Source organism: Aridibaculum aurantiacum, assembly GCF_017355875.1.
Lineage (GTDB): Bacteria > Bacteroidota > Bacteroidia > Chitinophagales > Chitinophagaceae > Segetibacter > Segetibacter aurantiacus.
The window spans coordinates 2,039,378-2,058,809 of record NZ_JAFEWC010000001.1 but is presented as its reverse complement, the minus strand read 5'-3'; the positions used below and the strand labels follow the sequence as shown (position 1 = coordinate 2,058,809).

Sequence of the window (19,432 nt, the reverse complement as noted above, 5' to 3'; positions counted from 1 at the left end):
GATTTTTTATCAAGTATCCATCATCCAGCATCCAGCCTACGCTTCTACTTCTTCGGGTGATAAGTCAACTTCGAACATATAATACGGCACCTGGTAACCGGCTTTCAATAAAATGGGTTTGGCTACATTATACACTTTTATACCGCCTGCTGTTTCACCTTCCAATGTACCTACATGTGCATGCCCATGAAATGCAGCAGCAACATTCCGGCGGCCCAATGGTTCTGCAAGTCTTGAACAACCAAGAAACGGGTAGATAGGTTCAGGCTCACCGACGAGTGTTGCTTTGATAGGAGAATAATGCATTACTACAATTTTAGTGATATCAGGATGATCTGAATCCAGTCGAGCCAAAGCACGGTCAAGATGAAGTGCCTCTTCCACTGCCTCTTGCACAAATGCTTTCATAGCACCTTCACCAAACATCGAAAGCATATAATTATCAAAGCCGCCACCAAAGCCTTTTACACCAGCAAAACCAACTCCTTTTATCACGATAGCTTCACCATTTAGAATATGCACATTATGGCTTTGCACGATCTGCCTTATCAGCTTATGCCTGCCTTTTTCATAATCATGGTTACCCAATACACCCACTACAGGTATAGAGCAGGATTTTAATTCTTCACTCAGCACCTGGGCTTCTGCTTCATCACCTGTATCGGTAAGGTCTCCGCATATCAGCAGGACGTCTGCTTTGCTGGATACTTCCTTGAAATAATCAACCCATTTCCCTTTGTCATTTTCCCTCACATGTATATCAGCAACAGCAGCTATTCGTACTTTATGATCAGCCATAATTAAACCGTTTTTATTGTAGTTACTTTATAATCCCATTCTTTAATGTCCACCATATACTGTGTCTGGTCTATAATAGGTCCACGGCATACACGCTCTACCGGCGATGGCAGATCGTACTGCTCATGTGCACGGCGCATCAGTTCATCAAACAACCATCTTGGAATGATCTCGTGAAAATCAGCCGGGTAAACGAATTGGAAAATCAATAACTGGGCAAGCAGTAAATGCCAGTGCTGGTCAAGGCGGAAAAGCAGGTGGTTCCAATCAAGGTTCTTACCATACTTCAAAAGGATGTGGTTAACATCAGCTCCATCAAATCTTTCCCTGTTTTGCACATATATCTTACACCATACCAGTTCTTCCGGCGGAAGTATCTTCACATCTACATCAAATAAATTAGCAGCAGGTGCTCGTTCCAGCCATGTATCGTCTACCCGGCATATATTATTCACCGTGTCAAATATCAGGTCAACAAAATGGTCACCTTTAAAAACCTTGGCCAGCCAACGAACATCAGTCAATTCTGTTTTATAACCTTTATCGGCAAAATGTTTTAAAAATTTTGGATAGTCAGCTGGCTTGCAAAATATATCAAGGTCTTTGGTATCGCGGTAAATTCCAGTGTAGTGAAACATTGCAAATCCGCCTCCCAGCATATAGCGTGCATCGCATTCATTAAGTATAGTCAGTGCTTCTTTGTAAAAAGCGTGCGCTTCCTTTTTTTGTTCGTCCGTAATTATCATGTTGTCGTATTTCCTGTTAAAGTAAAACCTGCCTCTTTCTATGAACCATCTGAAAATGAAACAAGTAAAAGACCAGAAAAAAGAACGTGCCAAAGCATTTTGCTTTTCAACTGGTGAACAGAAGATGCAAAAACAACAAAAGCGCCTTGTTATTAGGCGCTTTTATACCAGTATGTAGAAACAGCTAGACCTCCCTACAATGTACCTGGATCATCAGGTTTGCTTGTATCAAATGCTCCAACCGGTGAGGCTCCACTTGCTCCAAAATTACTATCGCCTGAACGTTGGTTATTCATCATACTTCCACTACCACTATTGTAGCTGTTGCTACTTCCTACCCGCAGCCTGTTCTCTACATTCTTTACACCCGATACAGACTCCACTATATCTTCTGCATGGCGTTTTTCATAACGTGATCTAACCATACCGGTCATCACCACATCACCATTCTCTACTTTAATTTCTATATCAGAAGCATCTAAATGCGGATCTTCCATTAGCCGGTCATTCACATCATCAGTTATTCTTTCATCGCTGCGTATATATCCTTTAGGCCCACGTCCACGATGATTATCCTGGATTTCATCCATGCGGCGACGGCGGGCTGCGTCCTCATCACCAAACCACGATGATACTTCGTCTCTTGTTTTATCCCACCAGTCGCGGTCATTGTAGCGGCTCCGGCTATCATGTTCATAATCCCGGTAAGAGGAACTGCCCCGTCCATAACCCCTGTTACTTTCGTAAGGGTCATAGCCAAAGTCACGACCAGTCATGCTGCCGCGGCCGGTCCTGTGGTTTTCGCCGCCATACATGTTCCTGTTATAGTAGTTATCATCACTGGAGCGGCGGCTGTTCTTGCTTCCCCAGTTATCGCTAAAGTCATCTCTTCTTCTGCCCCAATTCTTCTCCTGGTCATCGTTTAGTCCACGAAGTTCCCGCCTGTCATAATTATCATCCCGCTGATCGTTCCGCCGGTTTCCCTGGTGGTAATCATCCATCCGGCGCTCATCGTACCTATTGTCATTCCATGGCTGGTGCATGCCTCTGCGGCTTTCATCCCAGTCCCTGTTGTAATTGGCCATAACAAACGTTTTTTTGTTTAGTTAATAATTAGTGCGGTGTAAATGGGAAAAAAATTGTGCCTGTTACAATCAATTTTCATCTATGGCAGATGGCATAGCATTGGCTATTCTTCTGCATCACATACAAAAACTAGCACCTAGTTTTAAAGAAAAATATATGACAGCTAAACGTTCATTGCCACTTCAAAAAAGAATTGCACTTATAGCACACGACAACAAGAAATCTGAACTGATAGAGTGGGCTGTTTATAACAAACAAGCTCTTTTAAAACATTCATTGATAGCTACCGGCACTACGGGTTCTTTACTGGAAAAAAAGCTGGATACCCAGGTGTTGAAACTTTACAGCGGCCCGCTGGGCGGCGACCAACAAATAGGCGCCATGATAGCTGAAGGAAAAATAGACATTGTAATTTTCTTTTGGGATCCTATGTCAGCACAACCACATGACAGCGATGTAAAAGCACTTTTGAGATTGGCAGTAGCTTGGAATATCATCATTGCCTGTAACCGTACCACTGCCGACTTCATTCTCACATCTCACCTCATGAAACACGAAAATGAGATCATCCTTTCTGATTATTCCAACTACTTAAACAGGAAGATCTAGCAGGAAAAACTGTTTCCTTGAAAGAACATTCTTGCCACGGAGCAACAAGTGTAGAGGCAGCTTGTTTCATAATATCTTGTTATCTGTCAATGAAATGAATTAGTTTTGCAACATTGTTTCATAAACGAAACATTATTGGCACAATCTTCATTGAGTACAGGTAAAATTTTCAAGGGTTGAGATACTTCTACATTTTCCTTTTCCTTTTTTTCTGCAATATGGCTGAAGCGCAAAATTGCAATCTGCGCCTTTCTGGCCATGTGGACGACATAGATACAAAAGAGAAACTTCCAAACGCCACCGTTAAGATCCTGGAACTGGAGAAATATACCACCACCAACCGTGATGGTGATTTCATCTTTGAAGGACTTTGCAACGGTGCGTACACCATACAGATAACACACGTACACTGCGATACCTTGGTGCAGGTAATACGGCTAAACCAGTCCGTTCATAAAGATTTTGGTCTTCCACACGCAAAAGGGATGCTGGGCGAAGTAACGGTAACTACTTCCATTCAACCTGGCACCACCGGCATTACCAGTTCGCTTCATGGGCACGAACTGGAAGAAACCCGCGGCCAAAATCTTGCTGAAGCGCTAAGCAGGATCAATGGTGTTACCATGTTGCAAACAGGTTCTACCATTAGTAAACCTGTAATTCATGGATTGCATGGCAACAGGGTTTTGATTTTAAATAATGGCGTAAGGCAGGAAGGACAACAATGGGGAAGTGAGCATGCACCTGAAATAGATCCTTTTATTGCAAATAGAATGACGGTTGTAAAAGGCGCATCCAGCCTGCGGTATGGCGCGGATGCAATTGGTGGCGCAATATTAATTGAACCACGGCCATTACCTACGGCGCAGGCCACCAATGCTGAGTTCAATACCGTTTACTTTAGTAACAACCGGCAATATGTAATAAATGGTGTGGTGGAGCAAAATGTGAAGAAGCTAACTGCACTCAGTTGGCGCTTGCAGGGTACATATAAAAGAGGAGGCAACACCCGCACTCCTGATTATTGGCTACACAACACTGGACTGGAAGAATACAATTATTCAGCTACAGTTGGATGGCGTAATTCACGTTTCCAATCTGAATTATTCTTCAGTTCGTTTAATACCAAACTAGGCATCTTTACCGGGGCGCATATTGGAAACCTGACAGATCTTGAAACAGCTATCAACAGCAAAAGACCTATTCAAAATATTGATGCTTTTTCATATGATATTGACAGGCCAAGGCAGGAAGTGAGCCACTACCTGGTGAAGCTGCGCAACACATTTAATCTTACCAATAGAAGGCGCTTGAACATAGTACTGGCGCACCAGGAAAACTTCAGGCAGGAATATGATCGTGCACTAATAACTGACAGGCCTGAACTGGACCTGAACATAGGCACAACAACCGTGGATGCTAATATTGAGAATACAGCTACCGTTTCCACCACTTATGGAGTATCCGCCATGCGCCAGCAAAACGTCTGGAGTGGCAGCCGCTTCTTTATTCCCAATTTCGTTGTCTGGAATTTATCAGGCTATGCTATAGCAAAAAAGAGCCTGAACCCCAACCTGAATGCAGAAGCAGGACTTCGTTACGACTTCAGAACTATGGAGACCTTTAGAAACCAGAACAACCAGGTGCTCCAGGAGAACAGGAACTTTAGCAATATTTCAGCTTCTACCCTTTTGGATTACCGTTTAGGTACAGGTAAAAATTTATTGTTTAGCGGCTCAATGGCATGGCGTGCGCCGCAGGTAAATGAGCTTTATGTAAATGGACTGCATCATGGCACTGCTAATTTTGAGATTGGCGATCCAAATCTTAAAAGTGAAGTAGCGTTTATCTTTTCAAGCCAGCTGAAAGTAAATATCGACTCCAGTTGGATGGTGGATGTAACGCCTTTTGCCCGCTATATAAACGGCTTTATTAATCTTGTTCCTTCTACTCCTCCTACTCTTACTTTCAGAGGCGCCTATCCTACTTTTCGTTATTTGCAAACCAATGCATTTTTTACCGGTGCAGATATAGCAGTCACCCGCTATTTTACCCCATTGGTTCGTGCTAATGCAAAGGCTTCTTTACTGTGGGTAAGAGACCTGCAGGCAAAAGATTGGCTCCAGCAAATTCCTTCTCATCGTTTTGAGGGAGAAGTAGCTTATTCATACCGCCAATTTCATCCCAGTGAAAATTACATCAGCCTCCAGGCGGTACATGTAACGGAGCAAACAAGGGTTCCAAAAAATAATGGCGATTATCTGGCACCACCAGCAGCTTATACATTATTGAATATGGAATTTGCAACAATGTTTCATTTTCTAGAAAAAAGACTTACCTTTGGCCTCGGCATTAGAAACCTGCTGAACACCCGCTACCGCGATTATATGAACCGGTTCAGGTACTTCAATGATGAGGCAGGAAGAAATATTGTTTTGCGACTTAAATACAGGATATGATGATGAAGAAATTAGCAATTGCAGTTTTACTCTTTACAACAGCGATGACTGGTTGTAAAAAAGATGTAACCAATCCCGGTAATGAAAATGAGCATGATGCGATCAACTCCGTTACCCTCACCTTGAAGCAAAATGGAAATATTGTCGGCACTTTTATAGCTGAAGACCCGGATGGTGATGGTGGTAACCCTCCTACAAGAATTGATACCATTAGGTTGGCTGCCAACCAGGCTTACACCATGGAGCTTAGCCTGAAGAATATTACAGCATCAGGCACCAAAGACATCACAGCAAGCATTAGAGAGCAAGGCAGAAACCATGAACTTTTTTACCTGGTAACTGGTGCCGCGGTAGCTGTAGCAAAGACGGATCTAGACGTAAATAATTTACCTATCGGCTTCAATACTACCTGGACTACTACAGTAGCCGGTACAGGTAATGTGCTGATAAAACTGATGCACAAACCTTTCATTAAAGCTGCAGGCGATAGCCATACAGTTGGACATACTGACCTGGCGCTTACGATGCCTGTAAAAATTCAGTAAACAATCTCAAAACATAAATTAACAGCATGAAGAAAATTCTCTCGCTGGCCTTTGCGGCAGCAATTGCTATGACAGCACAAGCACAAACTACATTTGGTATCAAAGGTGGTCTCAATCTTACCAGTGTTAATACCAATGATGAAGATTTCAACCACGACAGGAAGACACGTCCATCATTTCATGTAGGTGGTGTAGCAGATATAGGTATCAGCAATAGTTTCTCTATCCAGCCGCAGCTACTGGTGCAAGGCAAAGGCGTTTCGCTTGCACATGGTGGTCACTCTGATAAGATCCGTTTTACTTCTATTGACATTCCTGTAAACTTCTTGTACAAAAGAAGCGGCTTCTTTATAGGTGGCGGTCCTAACTTAGGCATAAACGTTAGCGGCAAAATGGTTGCTGATGATCCAACTGAAAACACTGACTTTGAATTTGGAAGTGAGACAGGAAAATTCAAGCGTGTGAATATTGGCGCCAATGTTATGACAGGCTACCAATTAACCAATGGTCTTTTCTTTAGCGCCAACTTCTTAGGCGATCTTACCAACTGGGTAAATAGCAATAACGACAAATGGAAAAACAACCTGTTTGGACTAAGCGTAGGTTATATGTTCAAAGGGAGATAAATAATCTTCAAATCATTTGTAAAGCCTTCTTCGGAAGGCTTTTCTTTTTCATAGCTGGTTGAAACCAGCAATACCTTATTTAATCCGCATCAAAAAGCCAATGCCCATTACGCTTTTTAGCTGTAGAGATGGGCTATTCTTTTCTTCTCCAAAAAGTTTCACATCATCATCATATATCAGGTCAAGTGTGTAAGTAGCTGACAGGTACTTATTGATCTTAAACGCAAAGTAGTTGGTCATAAATACATCAATATTGCCCGGCTTATTCAGGTAGTTACTAAACAGGTCGAGCCTGCCTTTATAGTTAATATCCTTAGGTAATAGCTGGTTATAATTGATAGTAGCAAATGCACCCATTTCACTAAAAGAGCGTCTGCCGGGCGGCACACCATATAAGCCTCTTTCAGATAATCTTTTACTAGCCACAATAATTACCCTACTGGTTAGTGGTGAAACAAAGGCAGAGAAATTTGTTCTTTTATAATCGATACCAACCGAGGTTAGCGTATACGCAGGTGCCAAAAAAGTAGAAGAAAAAGTGGCTCTGGAACCAGAGTAAGTATAGCCATCAAAAAACTGTGTACGAAAATTAAAGAGACCCGTCAGGTAAAACTTACCATCGAAGTTGTAACCATACTTAGATAAGATATCGAAACGGTCATCGTTTTTCCTGCTGCCAAGGCTGGTGGTTTGCACCATTCCAAAATTGAACTCGCCGGTATTGTCCCACGATTGTTTTCCTTTTTTATAGAACAGGAAATAGTTTACATAACTATTTAAGGCCAGCGAAAAATTATCACCACCTGCTGCCCAGTTGCGAAGGCTGCCTTGAGTCATGTTCACACTTACTGTTCCGCCTCGCTTCCATGTCCATTCTGTTGTATCCGTTGCATCCTTCTTTACCGTTCTTGTTACTTCACTTTGGATTTTTTTTACCGTCGGATCTTGAGCCTTTACATGTACAAAAATTACTACTAAGGTGATGAGTAGATACACCTGCTTCATCAAACAACACATTTTTTCAAATGTACTAGGAACAGTAGCTGCCGCATCAATAGTGAATAAGATGTAGCCATGGCAAATGAGTTTGCACATTACAAATACCGGCAACGATTGCGCTAACAGGCCATTGCCAATAATGGTAATACAGCCATTTTGAAAGCTGTTGTTGCTTTTGCCATTTGGCTGTTTACCAGTATTTTCGCACTTCATTTCAAGTTAGCAGGATTTCATTGAGCCCTAACATTGCTTATCAAGTTTGCTTAATGACCTATTAACCTGATGTTTAAATCAACTAATCATCAATTAAGATTTACTATGGCTTACGACGTTATCGTTTTAGGAAGTGGTCCTGGTGGCTATCCTGCTGCAATTCGTGCTTCTCAACTTGGATTTAAAGTTGCCATTATCGAAAAAGAAAGCTTGGGTGGCGTTTGCCTTAACTGGGGATGTATCCCTACCAAAGCTTTACTGAAAAGTGCACAGGTATACGAATACCTGAAGCATGCACAGAACTACGGCATCAAAGCAACCGGGGTTGAGCACGATTTTGAAGCTGTGATCAAACGCAGCCGTGGCGTAGCCGATAAAATGAGTAAAGGCGTTCAATTCTTAATGAAGAAGAACAAGATTGATGTGATAATGGGCTTTGGTAAGCTGAAAGCTAAAGGCCAGGTAGAAGTAACCGGTGCAGATGGAAAAGCACAAGTAGTAGAAGGAAAACATATCGTAATAGCAACCGGTGGTCGCTGGAGAGAATTACCTAACCTGCCTATTGATGGTAAAAAAGTAATTAGCTACCGCGAAGCAATGGTACTACCACAACAACCAAAATCTATGATTGTGGTAGGTAGTGGAGCTATAGGTGTTGAGTTTGCTGACTTCTATAATACTATGGGCACTAAGGTTACTATAGTTGAATTCATGCCGCGCATTGTACCTGTAGAAGACGAAGACATTTCGAAAGAACTGGAAAAGCAATACAAGAAGAAAGGCATCGAGATCATGACCAATTCTTCTGTTGAGTCATTAGACACTACAGGAAATGGTGTAAAAGCAAAAGTAAAAACACAGAGTGGCGAGGTTACACTTGAAGCTGATGTGGTACTTAGCGCTGTAGGTGTTGTTGCAAATATTGAGAATATTGGACTGGAGCAACTTGGAATCAAAACTGAAAAAGGTAAGATCATAGTTGATAAATATGGTAAAACAAGTGTTGATGGTTTTTATGCTATCGGCGATTGTACTCCGGGACAAGCACTGGCTCACGTTGCAGGTAAAGAAGGCGTTAATGTATCTGAATACATTGGCTTCCTTGAAAAGAAATTCCATCATCAACCAGAAGGAATTGATTACAACAACGTACCAGGTTGTACTTACTGTTCTCCAGAGATTGCAAGCATCGGCTTTACAGAAAAAGCAGCGAAGGAAGCAGGATACGAGATCAAAGTTGGAAAATTCCCATTCATGGCCAGCGGTAAGGCTAGTGCATCTGGTTCTACCGAAGGTTTTGTAAAAGTGATCTTCGATGCTAAATATGGTGAGTTCCTTGGAGCGCACATGATCGGTAACAACGTTACTGAAATGATTGCTGAAGTATCAGTAGCGCGTAAGTTAGAAACGACCGCTCACGAGATTTTGAATGCTATCCACCCTCACCCAACTATGAGTGAAGCTGTGAAAGAAGCAACCGCAGCAGCTTATGGCGAAGCGATAGATATTTAAAGCTCATTTTCAATATAAAGTTTTAGAAACTACAATGGTTACCAACTCTGGTAACCATTGTAGTTTTATTTTGATCCAAAGAAGGTTATTGAAAATTGTTGCGTTTGAAACTTTATACTTGCTGTACCAAAACCACAACAATGAAAAATACTTTCTACAGCATTATTGTACTGCTGGTAATTCAGACCACTGCTTCGGCACAACAAACCACTCCTTTAGAAACAAGCAACAAACAATTTTATACAGAAGTAGGTGGCCCGGGAGTATTATTTTCAGCCAATCTTGATGGTCGCTTCGCCGCCGGCGAAAGAACTGGTTGGGGATACAGGGCAGGTTTGGGTTTCACTTTGGTTGATGATGAAACAATCACAACATCTCCTAGTGGCTTTCAAAACTACAACTACCGTACAAGGTCGGTTGCCACCTTGCCGCTTGGTATCAATTATTTATTTGGCAAACCCGGCTCGCCTAATATGTTCGAGGTAGGTGCAGGCATAACAGTTCTTTCTCGCAGGTCATCCATTCTCAACTACAACGATTACAACGAAGGGTTTTTGTTGGGACACTTTAGTTTCATGTATCGCAAGCAACCGGTAGATGGCGGCTTTAGCTGGAGAGTAGGAATGACTCCCATCATCAATCCAGACGGTGACATATTCCCCTTCGCAGCAGTAGGATTAGGATTTACATTCAAATAACTTTATTTCAAATGAAATGATAAGGCTGTTCATATTGATGAGCAGCTTTTTTTGCATCCACTTTTAAGGAAGCTGATAGTTGTTTTCTTGTGTATACCTTTTGACCAGACTATTCTTACAATACCGGTGAAATAGCAATTTTACCTCATGTTTGATATCAACATCACAACCGACTTTTCAACAAACAAAATGGCGAATGATTGCTGATACTATAATCTCTTTATCTTTCCCGCTTACAATCCTGAGCTAATAAAATGAATGCAGAAAATATCTTGCGTGGCATTGGTGGTATCCTGTTTCTTGTACTTGTATGTTTTTTAATAAGCAACAATAGAAGAAGAATAAACTGGAAGTTGGTAGGAATAGGTTTATTAGTTCAGTTGATCATTGCTATCTCTATTAAGAATATTGGCTTTGTAGGAGGAACTTTTTCTTTTCTTGCCAATGCATTTGTTAAGGTCATCAATCTTGGTAAAGAAGGTGCTGCCTTTATTTTTGGCCGCCAGCTACTTGATCCTACACAAAATTGGGGTTTCATCTTTGCGGTCCAGGCATTACCGAATATTATCTTTTTTGCTGCTTTATCTGCACTTCTATATTACATGGGCGTGCTCCAGAAAATCGTTTTTGTTTTTGCCTGGATATTAAGCCGCATGGGTGTTAGCGGTCCTGAAAGCATTTCGGCTGCGGCCAATGTATTTCTTGGGCAAACAGAAGCGCCCCTAATGGCAAAGCCCTACCTGGCCAACATGAACAAGAGCGAAATACTCTGTATAATGATCGGTGGTATGGCCACAACTGCCGGTAGTGTATTGGCAACTTATGTAGGTATGCTTGGTGGTACAGATGTAGCGCAACAGCAATACTTCGCGTTGCAACTACTTACAGCATCTGTGATGGCGGCGCCTGCATCTATTGTTATAGCCAAAATTATTTACCCTGATCCGGAAGGTGCAGTGAAGTCAACCAAGGTGGGTGTTTCTAAAGAAAAAATTGGAAGCAATGTATTGGATGCTATTTCAAATGGCACGATAGACGGTTTGAAGCTGGCCGTGAATGTAGCTGCTATGCTGATTGCATTTACTGCATTGATGGCTGTGCTAAATTATTTGCTGGTATACATGGGTGGCATCAATAACTTTTTTGGCATGTCGTTCAAAAGCCTGAATGCACAAATAGCAGATGCAACAGGTGGCCGTTATGCCGGCTTATCCTTACAGTTCATACTCGGTTATTTATTTGCTCCTATCGCCTGGTTGATTGGAGTAGAGTCAGCTGACATTACATACTTCGGTCAACTACTTGGAGAAAAGACAATTCTCAATGAATTCTTCGCCTACGACAGCTTAGGAAAGTTGAAAGCAGCAAATGCATTTAGTAGTTCTAAAACAGTGGTAATGGCAAGTTTCGCTTTATGTGGCTTCGCAAACTTTGCTTCAATAGGAATCCAGATCGGTGGTATTGGAGCATTGGCGCCTAATCAAAGAACCAACCTTTCTTCTTTAGGAATGAAAGCGCTAATAGGTGGCACCATTGCAAGTTTGACAAATGCCTGCATTGCCGGAATGCTTATGTAGTTTTTGCTGATTGAATTGTACTGAAGCTTTTGTTTTTATTCTATAGCCAAAGAATTATGCTTTGGCTAAGCTTGTATTATCTCCAACTCGTTCATTTCTACCGAAGTCATTGATAAAAAATAATTTTCATGATTAGTATTCATGGATTTGCTTTTGTTAAATTTGAACCATAACATAAACTATTACCATCTTGAAAAAATTTACACTCCTAACCTTCCTGTTCATTCTTTCTTTCTTCCAGGTTGTTATTGGACAAAAACAAGAGGTGAAAACACCTGTGATCAGGTGTGCCACTATGGATGCGATAGACCAGCGTCTATCGATAGATCCAAAGTTCAGGGCTTTGATTGAAGCTGGACAGCGTCAATACGAAGAGTCGAAGCAATCAAGTGGTATGGCTAGCCGTACCAGCACGCTTACCGGCCCTGTTACTATTCCTGTAGTGGTGCATGTGGTTTTACCAAACCCACACGTGATTACAGATGCAGATATAGATTATTTTCTGAATAGGCTAAATCTTGACTTTTCCGGCTTGAACCCGGATAGTGCCAATGGTGCTCCTTTTTACGGAGTGCGTGGTCATTCACTTATTCGTTTTACACGGGCAAGACGTGACCCTAATGGCAATATCACAAATGGCGTTCAAAGAAGAACCGGCGCAATAGCTGTAGCTGGTAGCACTTACCAGCCTGTAAAGCATACTTCAGATGGTGGACTTGATCCATGGGATGTAACGCGTTACTACAACCTTTGGGTTTGTGGAACAGGTGCGTTGAACATTCTTGGTATTGCTCCCGCAATTGGGCCGGGTAATGCTACTGAAACAACAGGAAGTAGTGTAGGTATAGATGGTGTAGTGGTTGATTATCGTGCTTTTGCTAATAGCTGTTTTGCTGATCCTGCTTTCAACAGGGCAAGAACTGCAGTGCATGAGATAGGCCACAATTTTGGGTTATATCACACCTTCCAAGGCAATTGCAGCAGTGCCGATTTTCAGCAATTGACTACTCCTAATTGCCAGCTTCCATCATCTCTATTGGCAGCTGCGGATGATACACCTGCTGAGAATGGTCCTCAATATGGATGTCCTTCCACTGCACAGGCATCAGGATGTGCCGGTAGTCCTAATCCTCCGGGAAGGATGTACCAGAACTTCATGAATTATACAGATGATGCTTGTATGACCATGTTCACCAAAGGACAGGTAGAAAGAATGCACTACCTGCTTGAGATCTGCCGCGCCGGCTATCTTACCACGAATGGTCATATACCACCAGCCAACGTACCAGCATTAGATGCCGCTCCTACTTCTGTTGTAAACCCAGGTGGAAGTGAGTTCAATCCTACTACCTGCCAATCTATAAACTATCCTTCGCTTACCTGTCCAGGCAACGTGGCGCCAAGAGTACGTATAGAAAACAGGGGCACCACTACCCTTACCTCTGTAAGAGTTGGATTTAGCCTGAATGGTATAGCACAGCCAGAGCAAACGGTAACAGTCAATATTCCTTTTGGAAATAGTGCAGTAGTTGCCTTCCCATCTATAGCAATCCCAGCAGGAAACCAGGTACTAAAATTCTGGACAAGTCAACCTAATGGATCAGCTGATCAACAGCAAGGAAACGATACTTTGACCATCAACTTAAGTGTGGGCGTAGGTGTTAGTTTACCATTGGTAGAAAACTTTAGCAGCGCTACCTTCCCTCCTAATGGTTGGACAAGGGTACGTGTTGCCGGCACTACTACAGCTGCACCATGGGACAGAAGCACAGCTACAGCCAGCGGCCCTGCAGGATCTGCAAGAGCAAACTTCTGGAATATAGGTACAGGTAATAAAATAGATTTAAGATCTCCATTGGTTTCAGTACAAGGATATGACTCTGTATTTGTTTCATTTGCTGTAGCGCATAGACAGTACAACAATGTGCAGGATACATTACAGCTATGGGTATCGCCAGATTGTGGAGCAACATTTATTAAACTTTGGGAGCAATGGAGCTCACAATTGGCTACTACCAATCCTCAAAGTGGCACAACAGAATTGATTAATCCGGGTGGTGGAGATTGGAAAACAATTACCGTATCACTGCCTTCTGCAAATGCTCAGAATATCTTGAACAATCAGAACCTGATGTTTGCCTGGAGAGCAGCCAGCAATTTTGGTAACAACATTTTCCTTGATGATATTAATATTACTGGAAAGGTTTCTCTCACAAGGGATATTCAACCTACAAATTTTGTAGCGCCGGCAGCTATCTTATGTAGCGGCAACAACATCACTCCTGCAGTAATGGTGAGAAATAATGGTGTTACAACTATTACTTCATTTAATGTAAACTACCAGGTAAATGGTGGAACAACTACAGTGGTTAACTGGACAGGAAGTCTAGGTAAAGACTCTACCGTTCGTGTAAATCTTAACCTGGCCAACTTCACTCCTGGTACTTATGCTATCAAGGCATGGACATCTAACCCTAACAACCTGCCTGACCAGCTTCCGATGAATGATACGACCAACTACACATTTGTAGTAGAAACAATCACCAACGCGCCAATGGTAGAAGGTTTCGAAGGCACCACTTTCCCTCCAGCTAACTGGAGGATAACACAACAGCCTGTAGATGATACAACATGGACCAGGACTACAACAGCAGGCCGAAACAGTACTGCTTCCGCCTTCATGAATAACTTCAGGTACACAACAAGAGGAAAAATAGACAACCTTCTTACTCCTGTGATGGCCTATACAGGTGCAGATTCAGTGTTCCTGAAATTTGATGTTGCAGCAGCTACTAAAACTTTCCCTGGAAGTACTGCCACTCCGCTGGATACTTTGGAAGTATTGGTATCTACCGATTGCGGAGCAACCTTCAGAAGCATTTATAAGAAGTGGGGTCATGAACTACAGACAGTGGGCGATCCTAACTTCCCTACCAACGAAAGTTTCGTTCCAAGAGCAAATAGTCATTGGAGGAGAGATTCTATAAATGTGACAACGCTTTTAGGAAGTAACAACACAGTAAGATTTGCTTTCAGGAATACGAACAACTTCGAAAACAACATCTATATAGACAATGTGAACTTCACGCCAAAGACGCTGTCGCAGCGTATCAAAACTGAAGGCTTCATGATTACGCCAAGTCCTTTTAGGAATGATTTCACCATCCAGCATTACCTGGCGCCAACCAGCTTAACAGGCTATGGTGTTTACAATTCTGTAGGTCAGCAGGTAGTAGCTCGTTCATTTGCCAATGGTACTGCAGACAGCTATATCAATGTAAACATGTCTCATTTACCTGCAGGTGTTTATACCATCAAGTTGATCTATACCAACCGCACGATTTCGCAAAAAATCGTGAAGGTGAACTAGACGTTTAACTTAATCATAAATTAAGGTGCTCCCTCTCCGGGGAGCACTTTTATTTTAAGGCAGCTCAAGTTTCTGGTTTATTTTTGCGGCAAAATAATTAGTAATGAATATTGCTATAAGTCCTGTAGAAGAACTGGTAGAAAGAACCACTGATCTGGATCTTCAACAGGTAGGGAAAAAGATACTGAACGGGCAAAGGATAAGTTTTGAAGATGGTGTTTTACTTTTTGAAAAAGCTCCTCTTTCTTTTGTTGGTACACTTGCGAATTTTGTTCGTGAAAAGCTTCATGGCAACAAGACCTATTTCAACCGTAATTTTCATATAGAGCCTACTAACATCTGCGTTTTCTCCTGCAAGTTTTGCTCTTACTCCAAGCTTTATGCGCACCGCGAAGATGGCTGGGAACTTTCTGTTGAGGAAATGGTAAACATTGTAAAGAAGTATGATGGTCAGCCTGTAACTGAAGTGCATATAGTTGGTGGTGTACATCCTAAGATGGACCTGCAGTTCTTTGCTAAAGTTCTAAAAGGCATCAAGGCTCACCGCCCAGATCTGCATATAAAAGGTTTTACACCGGTAGAGCTGGAGTATATGTTCCGCAAGGCAAAAATGACCGCTGAAGAAGGTTTACAGTTTTTGAAGGATGCTGGTCTGCAATCCCTACCAGGTGGAGGTGCTGAAATTTTTCATCCGGAGATACGTAAGCAAATATGTGATGATAAAGTAGATGCTGAAGGTTGGTTGCACATTCACCGCACTGCGCACAAATTAGGCATGCAAAGCAATGCGACGCTGCTATACGGTCATATTGAAGAATTCTGGCATCGTGTAGATCATATGGAGCGGCTTAGGCAATTACAGGATGAAACTGGAGGTTTCAATACTTTCATACCGCTTAAGTTCAGGAACCATGACAATGAAATGAGCCATGTACCTGAAAGCAGTGTAGTAGAAGACATGCGTATGTATGCTATCTCACGTTTGTACATGGACAACTTCCCACACATCAAGGCTTATTGGCCTATGCTGGGTAGGCAGAACGCACAGCTTACACTATCGTTTGGTGTAAATGATATAGATGGAACCATTGACGATACTACCAAGATCTATTCTATGGCTGGAAGCGAGGAGCAAACACCTGTTATGAGCACCTCTGAACTTGTAGCACTTATAAAGCAGGTAAAGCGTGAGCCGGTAGAACGAGGTACTTTATACAACGAGATCAGGAACTATGCGGTAGAACCATTGGAAGAAGTAGATCCTGCTTTGAATTAATGAGACTTAAACAAATAACGGATAAGCTAAAAGAGGTTCCCCAAAGGAACCTCTTTCTTTTACATGTAATTAATTGTAGATTTTTTAAATGCATAGTTGACAATACATAACCATACAAAATTTACAATTCACAACTCACCACTCACAACTGACCACTTACAACTGCCCCATTGCCCACTGCAAAGCAACCAACGACTTGAAGAACTTAGCCCGTAGTTCCTGTAGCTTCTGTTGGGTTTCCAGCACCTTATTTTCCCTGGCATTGATCAAAAACAAGCTGCTTTCACCGATAGAAAAACGAACTTCCTCAGCACGTAGTAGGCGCATGTACAACTGCAGGTTTTCTTCAAAGATCCTCACCTGCTGACGCATCTGCAATATTTGGTTGTAATAAGACTTTACCTTGTTTTCTATTTCCAGCCTTACCTGCGACACTTGCAAAGATGTCTGCTCAATCTTAATTCCTGCTATACGATACTCTCCTCTTGCCTGACGCTGCAACAAAGGCAGCCCAAAAACAAACCCATATTTGTAATTGTTCTCAAACATATTTGAGCCAATGCCTTTCACAGGCTGGTAGCCCTTGTTCAAAAAGTTATAATGCACATCAAAAGTGGGAAGCAGGCTTTGGAATTTTAACCGCCGTTCTACTTCCAGGGCATCCACTTTAAAACCTAGCGACCGCAACTTTGGATGTGTAGCCAAAGCTGTAGCCAGCGATTGCTCAAGCACCGGCAAAGGATAGGTTTCTAAACGAACTACAGACCATGTAGTGTCAGGAATAACATTGGCAGGAAGCTCGTAAGGTTGTTCATTCTCCAGCCATAAATAGTTGGATAATTCAAAGGCAGCATTTCGGAAACGTAACAGCGCATCGCTTTGCAAGAATTCAAAACTTTGCAATTGTGCCAGTGCCTCTAAAGTATCTATAGCTGCTCTTTCGCCACCCAGGAAAGATTGGCGCACCAGGTTCAACCGCTGGCGATTGATAGTAATAGCCTGTGTAAGAACACGAAACACCTGGTATTCGCGCACCCAGTCCCAATAGGTTTCAGCAGCATTGAACAAAAGATCATTATAAGCATTCAACCTGTCAGCTTCAGTTTGCTGGATCAGTAAACGCGCTTGAGATAATGAAGCCCTGCGCCTGTCAAACAACAGGTTTTTCATCAACGGCATAGAGAGACCGGCATAACTACTTCTACCGGGCGTTACTTCTGGATCTAATCTTTCGCCACCATTGTTTTCTAAACCTGCCTTCAATTCAAGGCCATACCATGTAGGTATTTTTATTTCAGGGTTTGTATAGTAGTAATAGCTTTTACCATCAAAAGTCTTTTGCTCATTCCTTACATAAACAGCAGGATCAAAAGCACCACGTACAGCCATTCTGAATGCTTCGGCACTATCAACCGAAAGATTTGCCTGCCGCGCCACCGGGTGATACCGGCGTACTATATCCAAAACATTATCCAGCGTAAGCACCTCCTGTGCTTTCACAGGATGTACTGCAGCCAGGCTCACAAGCATTACCAAACACCAACGATACATTCTGCAAATCATTTTTTCTCTTCCTTTTTGGTAGCGGATGGTTTATAATATTCAGGAGGGAAACCATTAATATTTCGCCACAACTCATACCATATCGGAACATCTTTCAAAAGGGCAAAACCTACCGCCCCGGTTCCTAGTCTTAGTTCCTTTGGCCATGGCCGGTCAGATTTATCTTCTATCACCAGCACGCGGTACATGCCATTTACATTCACATTGGTTTCTACAGCTACTATTCGTCCCGAAAAGATACCATAGCTAGCGCTGGGCCAGCCGGAAAAAACAATAGCCGGGAAACCATCAAAAGTGAATCTCACCAACTGGCCGGTATCAACCAACACAAGATCCATAGGCTTTACAAAAAGCTCTACTGCGAAATCAAAATTGCTTGGTACTACCTGCACAATCACCTCTCCTTCTTTCACAATCTCATTTATACCAGCTTTCATCGCTCCTACTACCTGTCCGTCCTGCGGCGCAATCAGCCAACGTTGAGAACCGCGTATCCTGTAATTCTGAACCTGGTTCTCCAGTTTAGCTACTTCACCCAGAGTAGTCGCTATCTCACTTTGTGCACCTGCCTGGTCGCCACGTGCTTTAAAAACTTTATCAGCAGTTTCCTGCTGTACACTTCCAATATCAATCTGGGCTATTACCAGCTCTTGCCGTGTATTCTGGTATTTATTAAACTTTTCAGTTTGAGCTGCAAGCGCTTTTTGGTAAGTACCTGTCCTTCTTTCAAAATCTACCAGCGAAATAATGCCTTCATCCAACATTTGGCGCGCACGCTGGTATTGAACAGTGGCTATCTCTGCATCAATTTTGGCAGCAGCCCACTCAGCCGAGTCACTCTGTACCTTACGCCTCAACTGCTCTATTTTATTTCTTAAAGAAGATATCTTTAATTGCTGCTGCGCCTCCATTGCACCAATCTGGCTACTGGTTGCTTGTACTTTTTCGTTGTAAAAATCTATCGTTTGCCGTTTTGCGGCCAGCTGCTCTTCGGTACGCTGTACAAGGTTTGGATCAAGGTATTCATCTTTTACATCGGCAAGCTGAATAATGGTATCGCCACGTTTCACATAATCGCCTTCTTTTACATACCACTTTACAATTCTTCCTGGAATGATAGCAGGCAATTCTTGCGGACGCTGCTCCTGGAACAATGTAGTTACAGAACCGGTTGCTTTGATGTTCTGTGTCCAGGGAAGAAATAGAATAGCAACTGTAACTATCGCAATGAACCAACTCCAAAACTTCATTTGCTTGCGATAATGGCTGTTGTAAATATGGCTTGTACTCTCTATACTTAAATTATGTTCTTCCCGTATTTTAGCTTCTAATATTTGCATTGCTGTCAGATCAGT

General features: G+C 42.4%; 15 protein-coding genes and 1 pseudogene. 10 read left to right on the top strand and 6 right to left on the bottom strand.

Annotated elements, in window-relative coordinates:
* Positions 1-36: 36 nt before the first annotated feature.
* The 3 genes from J4N22_RS08560 to J4N22_RS08550 form a co-directional block, all read right to left on the bottom strand.
* Entirely contained in the window at positions 37-798 is a 762-nt protein-coding gene (locus J4N22_RS08560; protein ID WP_207493509.1) for a metallophosphoesterase family protein, read from the bottom strand.
* Between the two features lie 2 nt (positions 799-800).
* Positions 801-1,544, bottom strand: coding sequence for a nucleotidyltransferase (locus tag J4N22_RS08555; RefSeq protein WP_207493508.1), 744 nt, complete (start codon positions 1,542-1,544; stop codon positions 801-803).
* Positions 1,545-1,738: 194 nt separating this feature from the next.
* Positions 1,739-2,629, bottom strand: a complete 891-nt coding sequence (locus J4N22_RS08550; protein ID WP_207493507.1) for a BON domain-containing protein — start codon at positions 2,627-2,629, stop codon at positions 1,739-1,741.
* An 82-nt stretch (positions 2,630-2,711) separates the two neighbouring features.
* Here J4N22_RS08550 and J4N22_RS08545 point away from each other — a divergent pair, with 82 nt between their 5' ends.
* The 5 genes and pseudogenes from J4N22_RS08545 (at position 2,712) to J4N22_RS08530 (ending at position 6,869) form a co-directional block, all read left to right on the top strand.
* Positions 2,712-3,239 (top strand): methylglyoxal synthase, encoded by a 528-nt coding sequence (locus J4N22_RS08545; protein WP_242692098.1) that lies wholly within the window; start codon positions 2,712-2,714, stop codon positions 3,237-3,239.
* 218 nt (positions 3,240-3,457) lie between these two features.
* A pseudogene (locus tag J4N22_RS20245) lies at positions 3,458-3,733 on the top strand (carboxypeptidase-like regulatory domain-containing protein); the annotation flags it as partial.
* Positions 3,734-3,802: 69 nt separating this feature from the next.
* A complete protein-coding gene (locus J4N22_RS08540) occupies positions 3,803-5,698 on the top strand; it encodes a TonB-dependent receptor (protein ID WP_425339414.1) in 1,896 nt (631 codons plus the stop codon).
* Positions 5,695-6,243 carry a hypothetical protein gene (locus J4N22_RS08535; protein ID WP_207493505.1) on the top strand — a complete coding sequence of 183 codons (549 nt, stop codon included), beginning with the start codon at positions 5,695-5,697 and terminating at the stop codon, positions 6,241-6,243. Before J4N22_RS08540 ends, J4N22_RS08535 begins: the two co-directional genes overlap by 4 nt.
* 26 nt (positions 6,244-6,269) lie before the next feature.
* Positions 6,270-6,869, top strand: a complete 600-nt coding sequence (locus tag J4N22_RS08530) for an outer membrane beta-barrel protein (protein ID WP_207493504.1) — start codon at positions 6,270-6,272, stop codon at positions 6,867-6,869.
* A 75-nt stretch (positions 6,870-6,944) separates the two neighbouring features.
* Here the strand turns inward: J4N22_RS08530 and J4N22_RS08525 are convergent, their stop codons facing one another.
* Positions 6,945-8,081 carry a DUF3078 domain-containing protein gene (locus J4N22_RS08525; RefSeq protein WP_207493503.1) on the bottom strand — a complete coding sequence of 379 codons (1,137 nt, stop codon included), beginning with the start codon at positions 8,079-8,081 and terminating at the stop codon, positions 6,945-6,947.
* 105 nt (positions 8,082-8,186) lie between these two features.
* Here J4N22_RS08525 and lpdA point away from each other — a divergent pair, with 105 nt between their 5' ends.
* The 5 genes from lpdA (at position 8,187) to mqnE (ending at position 16,514) form a co-directional block, all read left to right on the top strand.
* Entirely contained in the window at positions 8,187-9,593 is a 1,407-nt protein-coding gene (gene lpdA / locus J4N22_RS08520; RefSeq protein ID WP_207493502.1) for a dihydrolipoyl dehydrogenase, read from the top strand.
* A gap of 140 nt (positions 9,594-9,733) precedes the next feature.
* The gene (locus tag J4N22_RS08515; RefSeq protein ID WP_207493501.1) at positions 9,734-10,291 is read left to right on the top strand and encodes a hypothetical protein; all 558 of its coding nucleotides are present in this window, start codon (positions 9,734-9,736) and stop codon (positions 10,289-10,291) included.
* Between the two features lie 254 nt (positions 10,292-10,545).
* The gene (locus tag J4N22_RS08510; RefSeq protein ID WP_207493500.1) at positions 10,546-11,868 is read left to right on the top strand and encodes a NupC/NupG family nucleoside CNT transporter; all 1,323 of its coding nucleotides are present in this window, start codon (positions 10,546-10,548) and stop codon (positions 11,866-11,868) included.
* Between the two features lie 190 nt (positions 11,869-12,058).
* Complete coding sequence (locus J4N22_RS08505; protein WP_207493499.1) at positions 12,059-15,238, top strand: T9SS-dependent choice-of-anchor J family protein; 3,180 nt, start codon at positions 12,059-12,061, stop codon at positions 15,236-15,238.
* Positions 15,239-15,341: 103 nt separating this feature from the next.
* Positions 15,342-16,514 carry an aminofutalosine synthase MqnE gene (mqnE, locus tag J4N22_RS08500; protein ID WP_207493498.1) on the top strand — a complete coding sequence of 391 codons (1,173 nt, stop codon included), beginning with the start codon at positions 15,342-15,344 and terminating at the stop codon, positions 16,512-16,514.
* Positions 16,515-16,670: 156 nt separating this feature from the next.
* Here mqnE and J4N22_RS08495 read toward each other — a convergent pair whose 3' ends face one another.
* Both J4N22_RS08495 and J4N22_RS08490 read right to left on the bottom strand, forming a co-directional pair.
* A complete protein-coding gene (locus J4N22_RS08495) occupies positions 16,671-18,065 on the bottom strand; it encodes a TolC family protein (RefSeq protein ID WP_207493497.1) in 1,395 nt (464 codons plus the stop codon).
* A gap of 8 nt (positions 18,066-18,073) precedes the next feature.
* Positions 18,074-19,417, bottom strand: coding sequence for an HlyD family secretion protein (locus tag J4N22_RS08490; RefSeq protein ID WP_207493496.1), 1,344 nt, complete (start codon positions 19,415-19,417; stop codon positions 18,074-18,076).
* Positions 19,418-19,432 lie beyond the last annotated feature (15 nt).

What these genes read in the sequence shown, in the direction of transcription:
- J4N22_RS08560 (WP_207493509.1), bottom strand. Translation starts at nt 798, where the DNA reads ATGGCTGATCATAAAGTACGAATAGCTGCTGTTGCTGATATACATGTG.
- J4N22_RS08555 (WP_207493508.1), bottom strand. Translation starts at nt 1,544, where the DNA reads ATGATAATTACGGACGAACAAAAAAAGGAAGCGCACGCTTTTTACAAA.
- J4N22_RS08550 (WP_207493507.1), bottom strand. Translation starts at nt 2,629, where the DNA reads ATGGCCAATTACAACAGGGACTGGGATGAAAGCCGCAGAGGCATGCAC.
- J4N22_RS08545 (WP_242692098.1), top strand. Translation starts at nt 2,712, where the DNA reads ATGGCAGATGGCATAGCATTGGCTATTCTTCTGCATCACATACAAAAA.
- J4N22_RS08535 (WP_207493505.1), top strand. Translation starts at nt 5,695, where the DNA reads ATGATGATGAAGAAATTAGCAATTGCAGTTTTACTCTTTACAACAGCG.
- J4N22_RS08530 (WP_207493504.1), top strand. Translation starts at nt 6,270, where the DNA reads ATGAAGAAAATTCTCTCGCTGGCCTTTGCGGCAGCAATTGCTATGACA.
- J4N22_RS08525 (WP_207493503.1), bottom strand. Translation starts at nt 8,081, where the DNA reads ATGAAGTGCGAAAATACTGGTAAACAGCCAAATGGCAAAAGCAACAAC.
- lpdA (WP_207493502.1), top strand. Translation starts at nt 8,187, where the DNA reads ATGGCTTACGACGTTATCGTTTTAGGAAGTGGTCCTGGTGGCTATCCT.
- J4N22_RS08515 (WP_207493501.1), top strand. Translation starts at nt 9,734, where the DNA reads ATGAAAAATACTTTCTACAGCATTATTGTACTGCTGGTAATTCAGACC.
- J4N22_RS08510 (WP_207493500.1), top strand. Translation starts at nt 10,546, where the DNA reads ATGAATGCAGAAAATATCTTGCGTGGCATTGGTGGTATCCTGTTTCTT.
- mqnE (WP_207493498.1), top strand. Translation starts at nt 15,342, where the DNA reads ATGAATATTGCTATAAGTCCTGTAGAAGAACTGGTAGAAAGAACCACT.
- J4N22_RS08495 (WP_207493497.1), bottom strand. Translation starts at nt 18,065, where the DNA reads ATGTATCGTTGGTGTTTGGTAATGCTTGTGAGCCTGGCTGCAGTACAT.
- J4N22_RS08490 (WP_207493496.1), bottom strand. Translation starts at nt 19,417, where the DNA reads ATGCAAATATTAGAAGCTAAAATACGGGAAGAACATAATTTAAGTATA.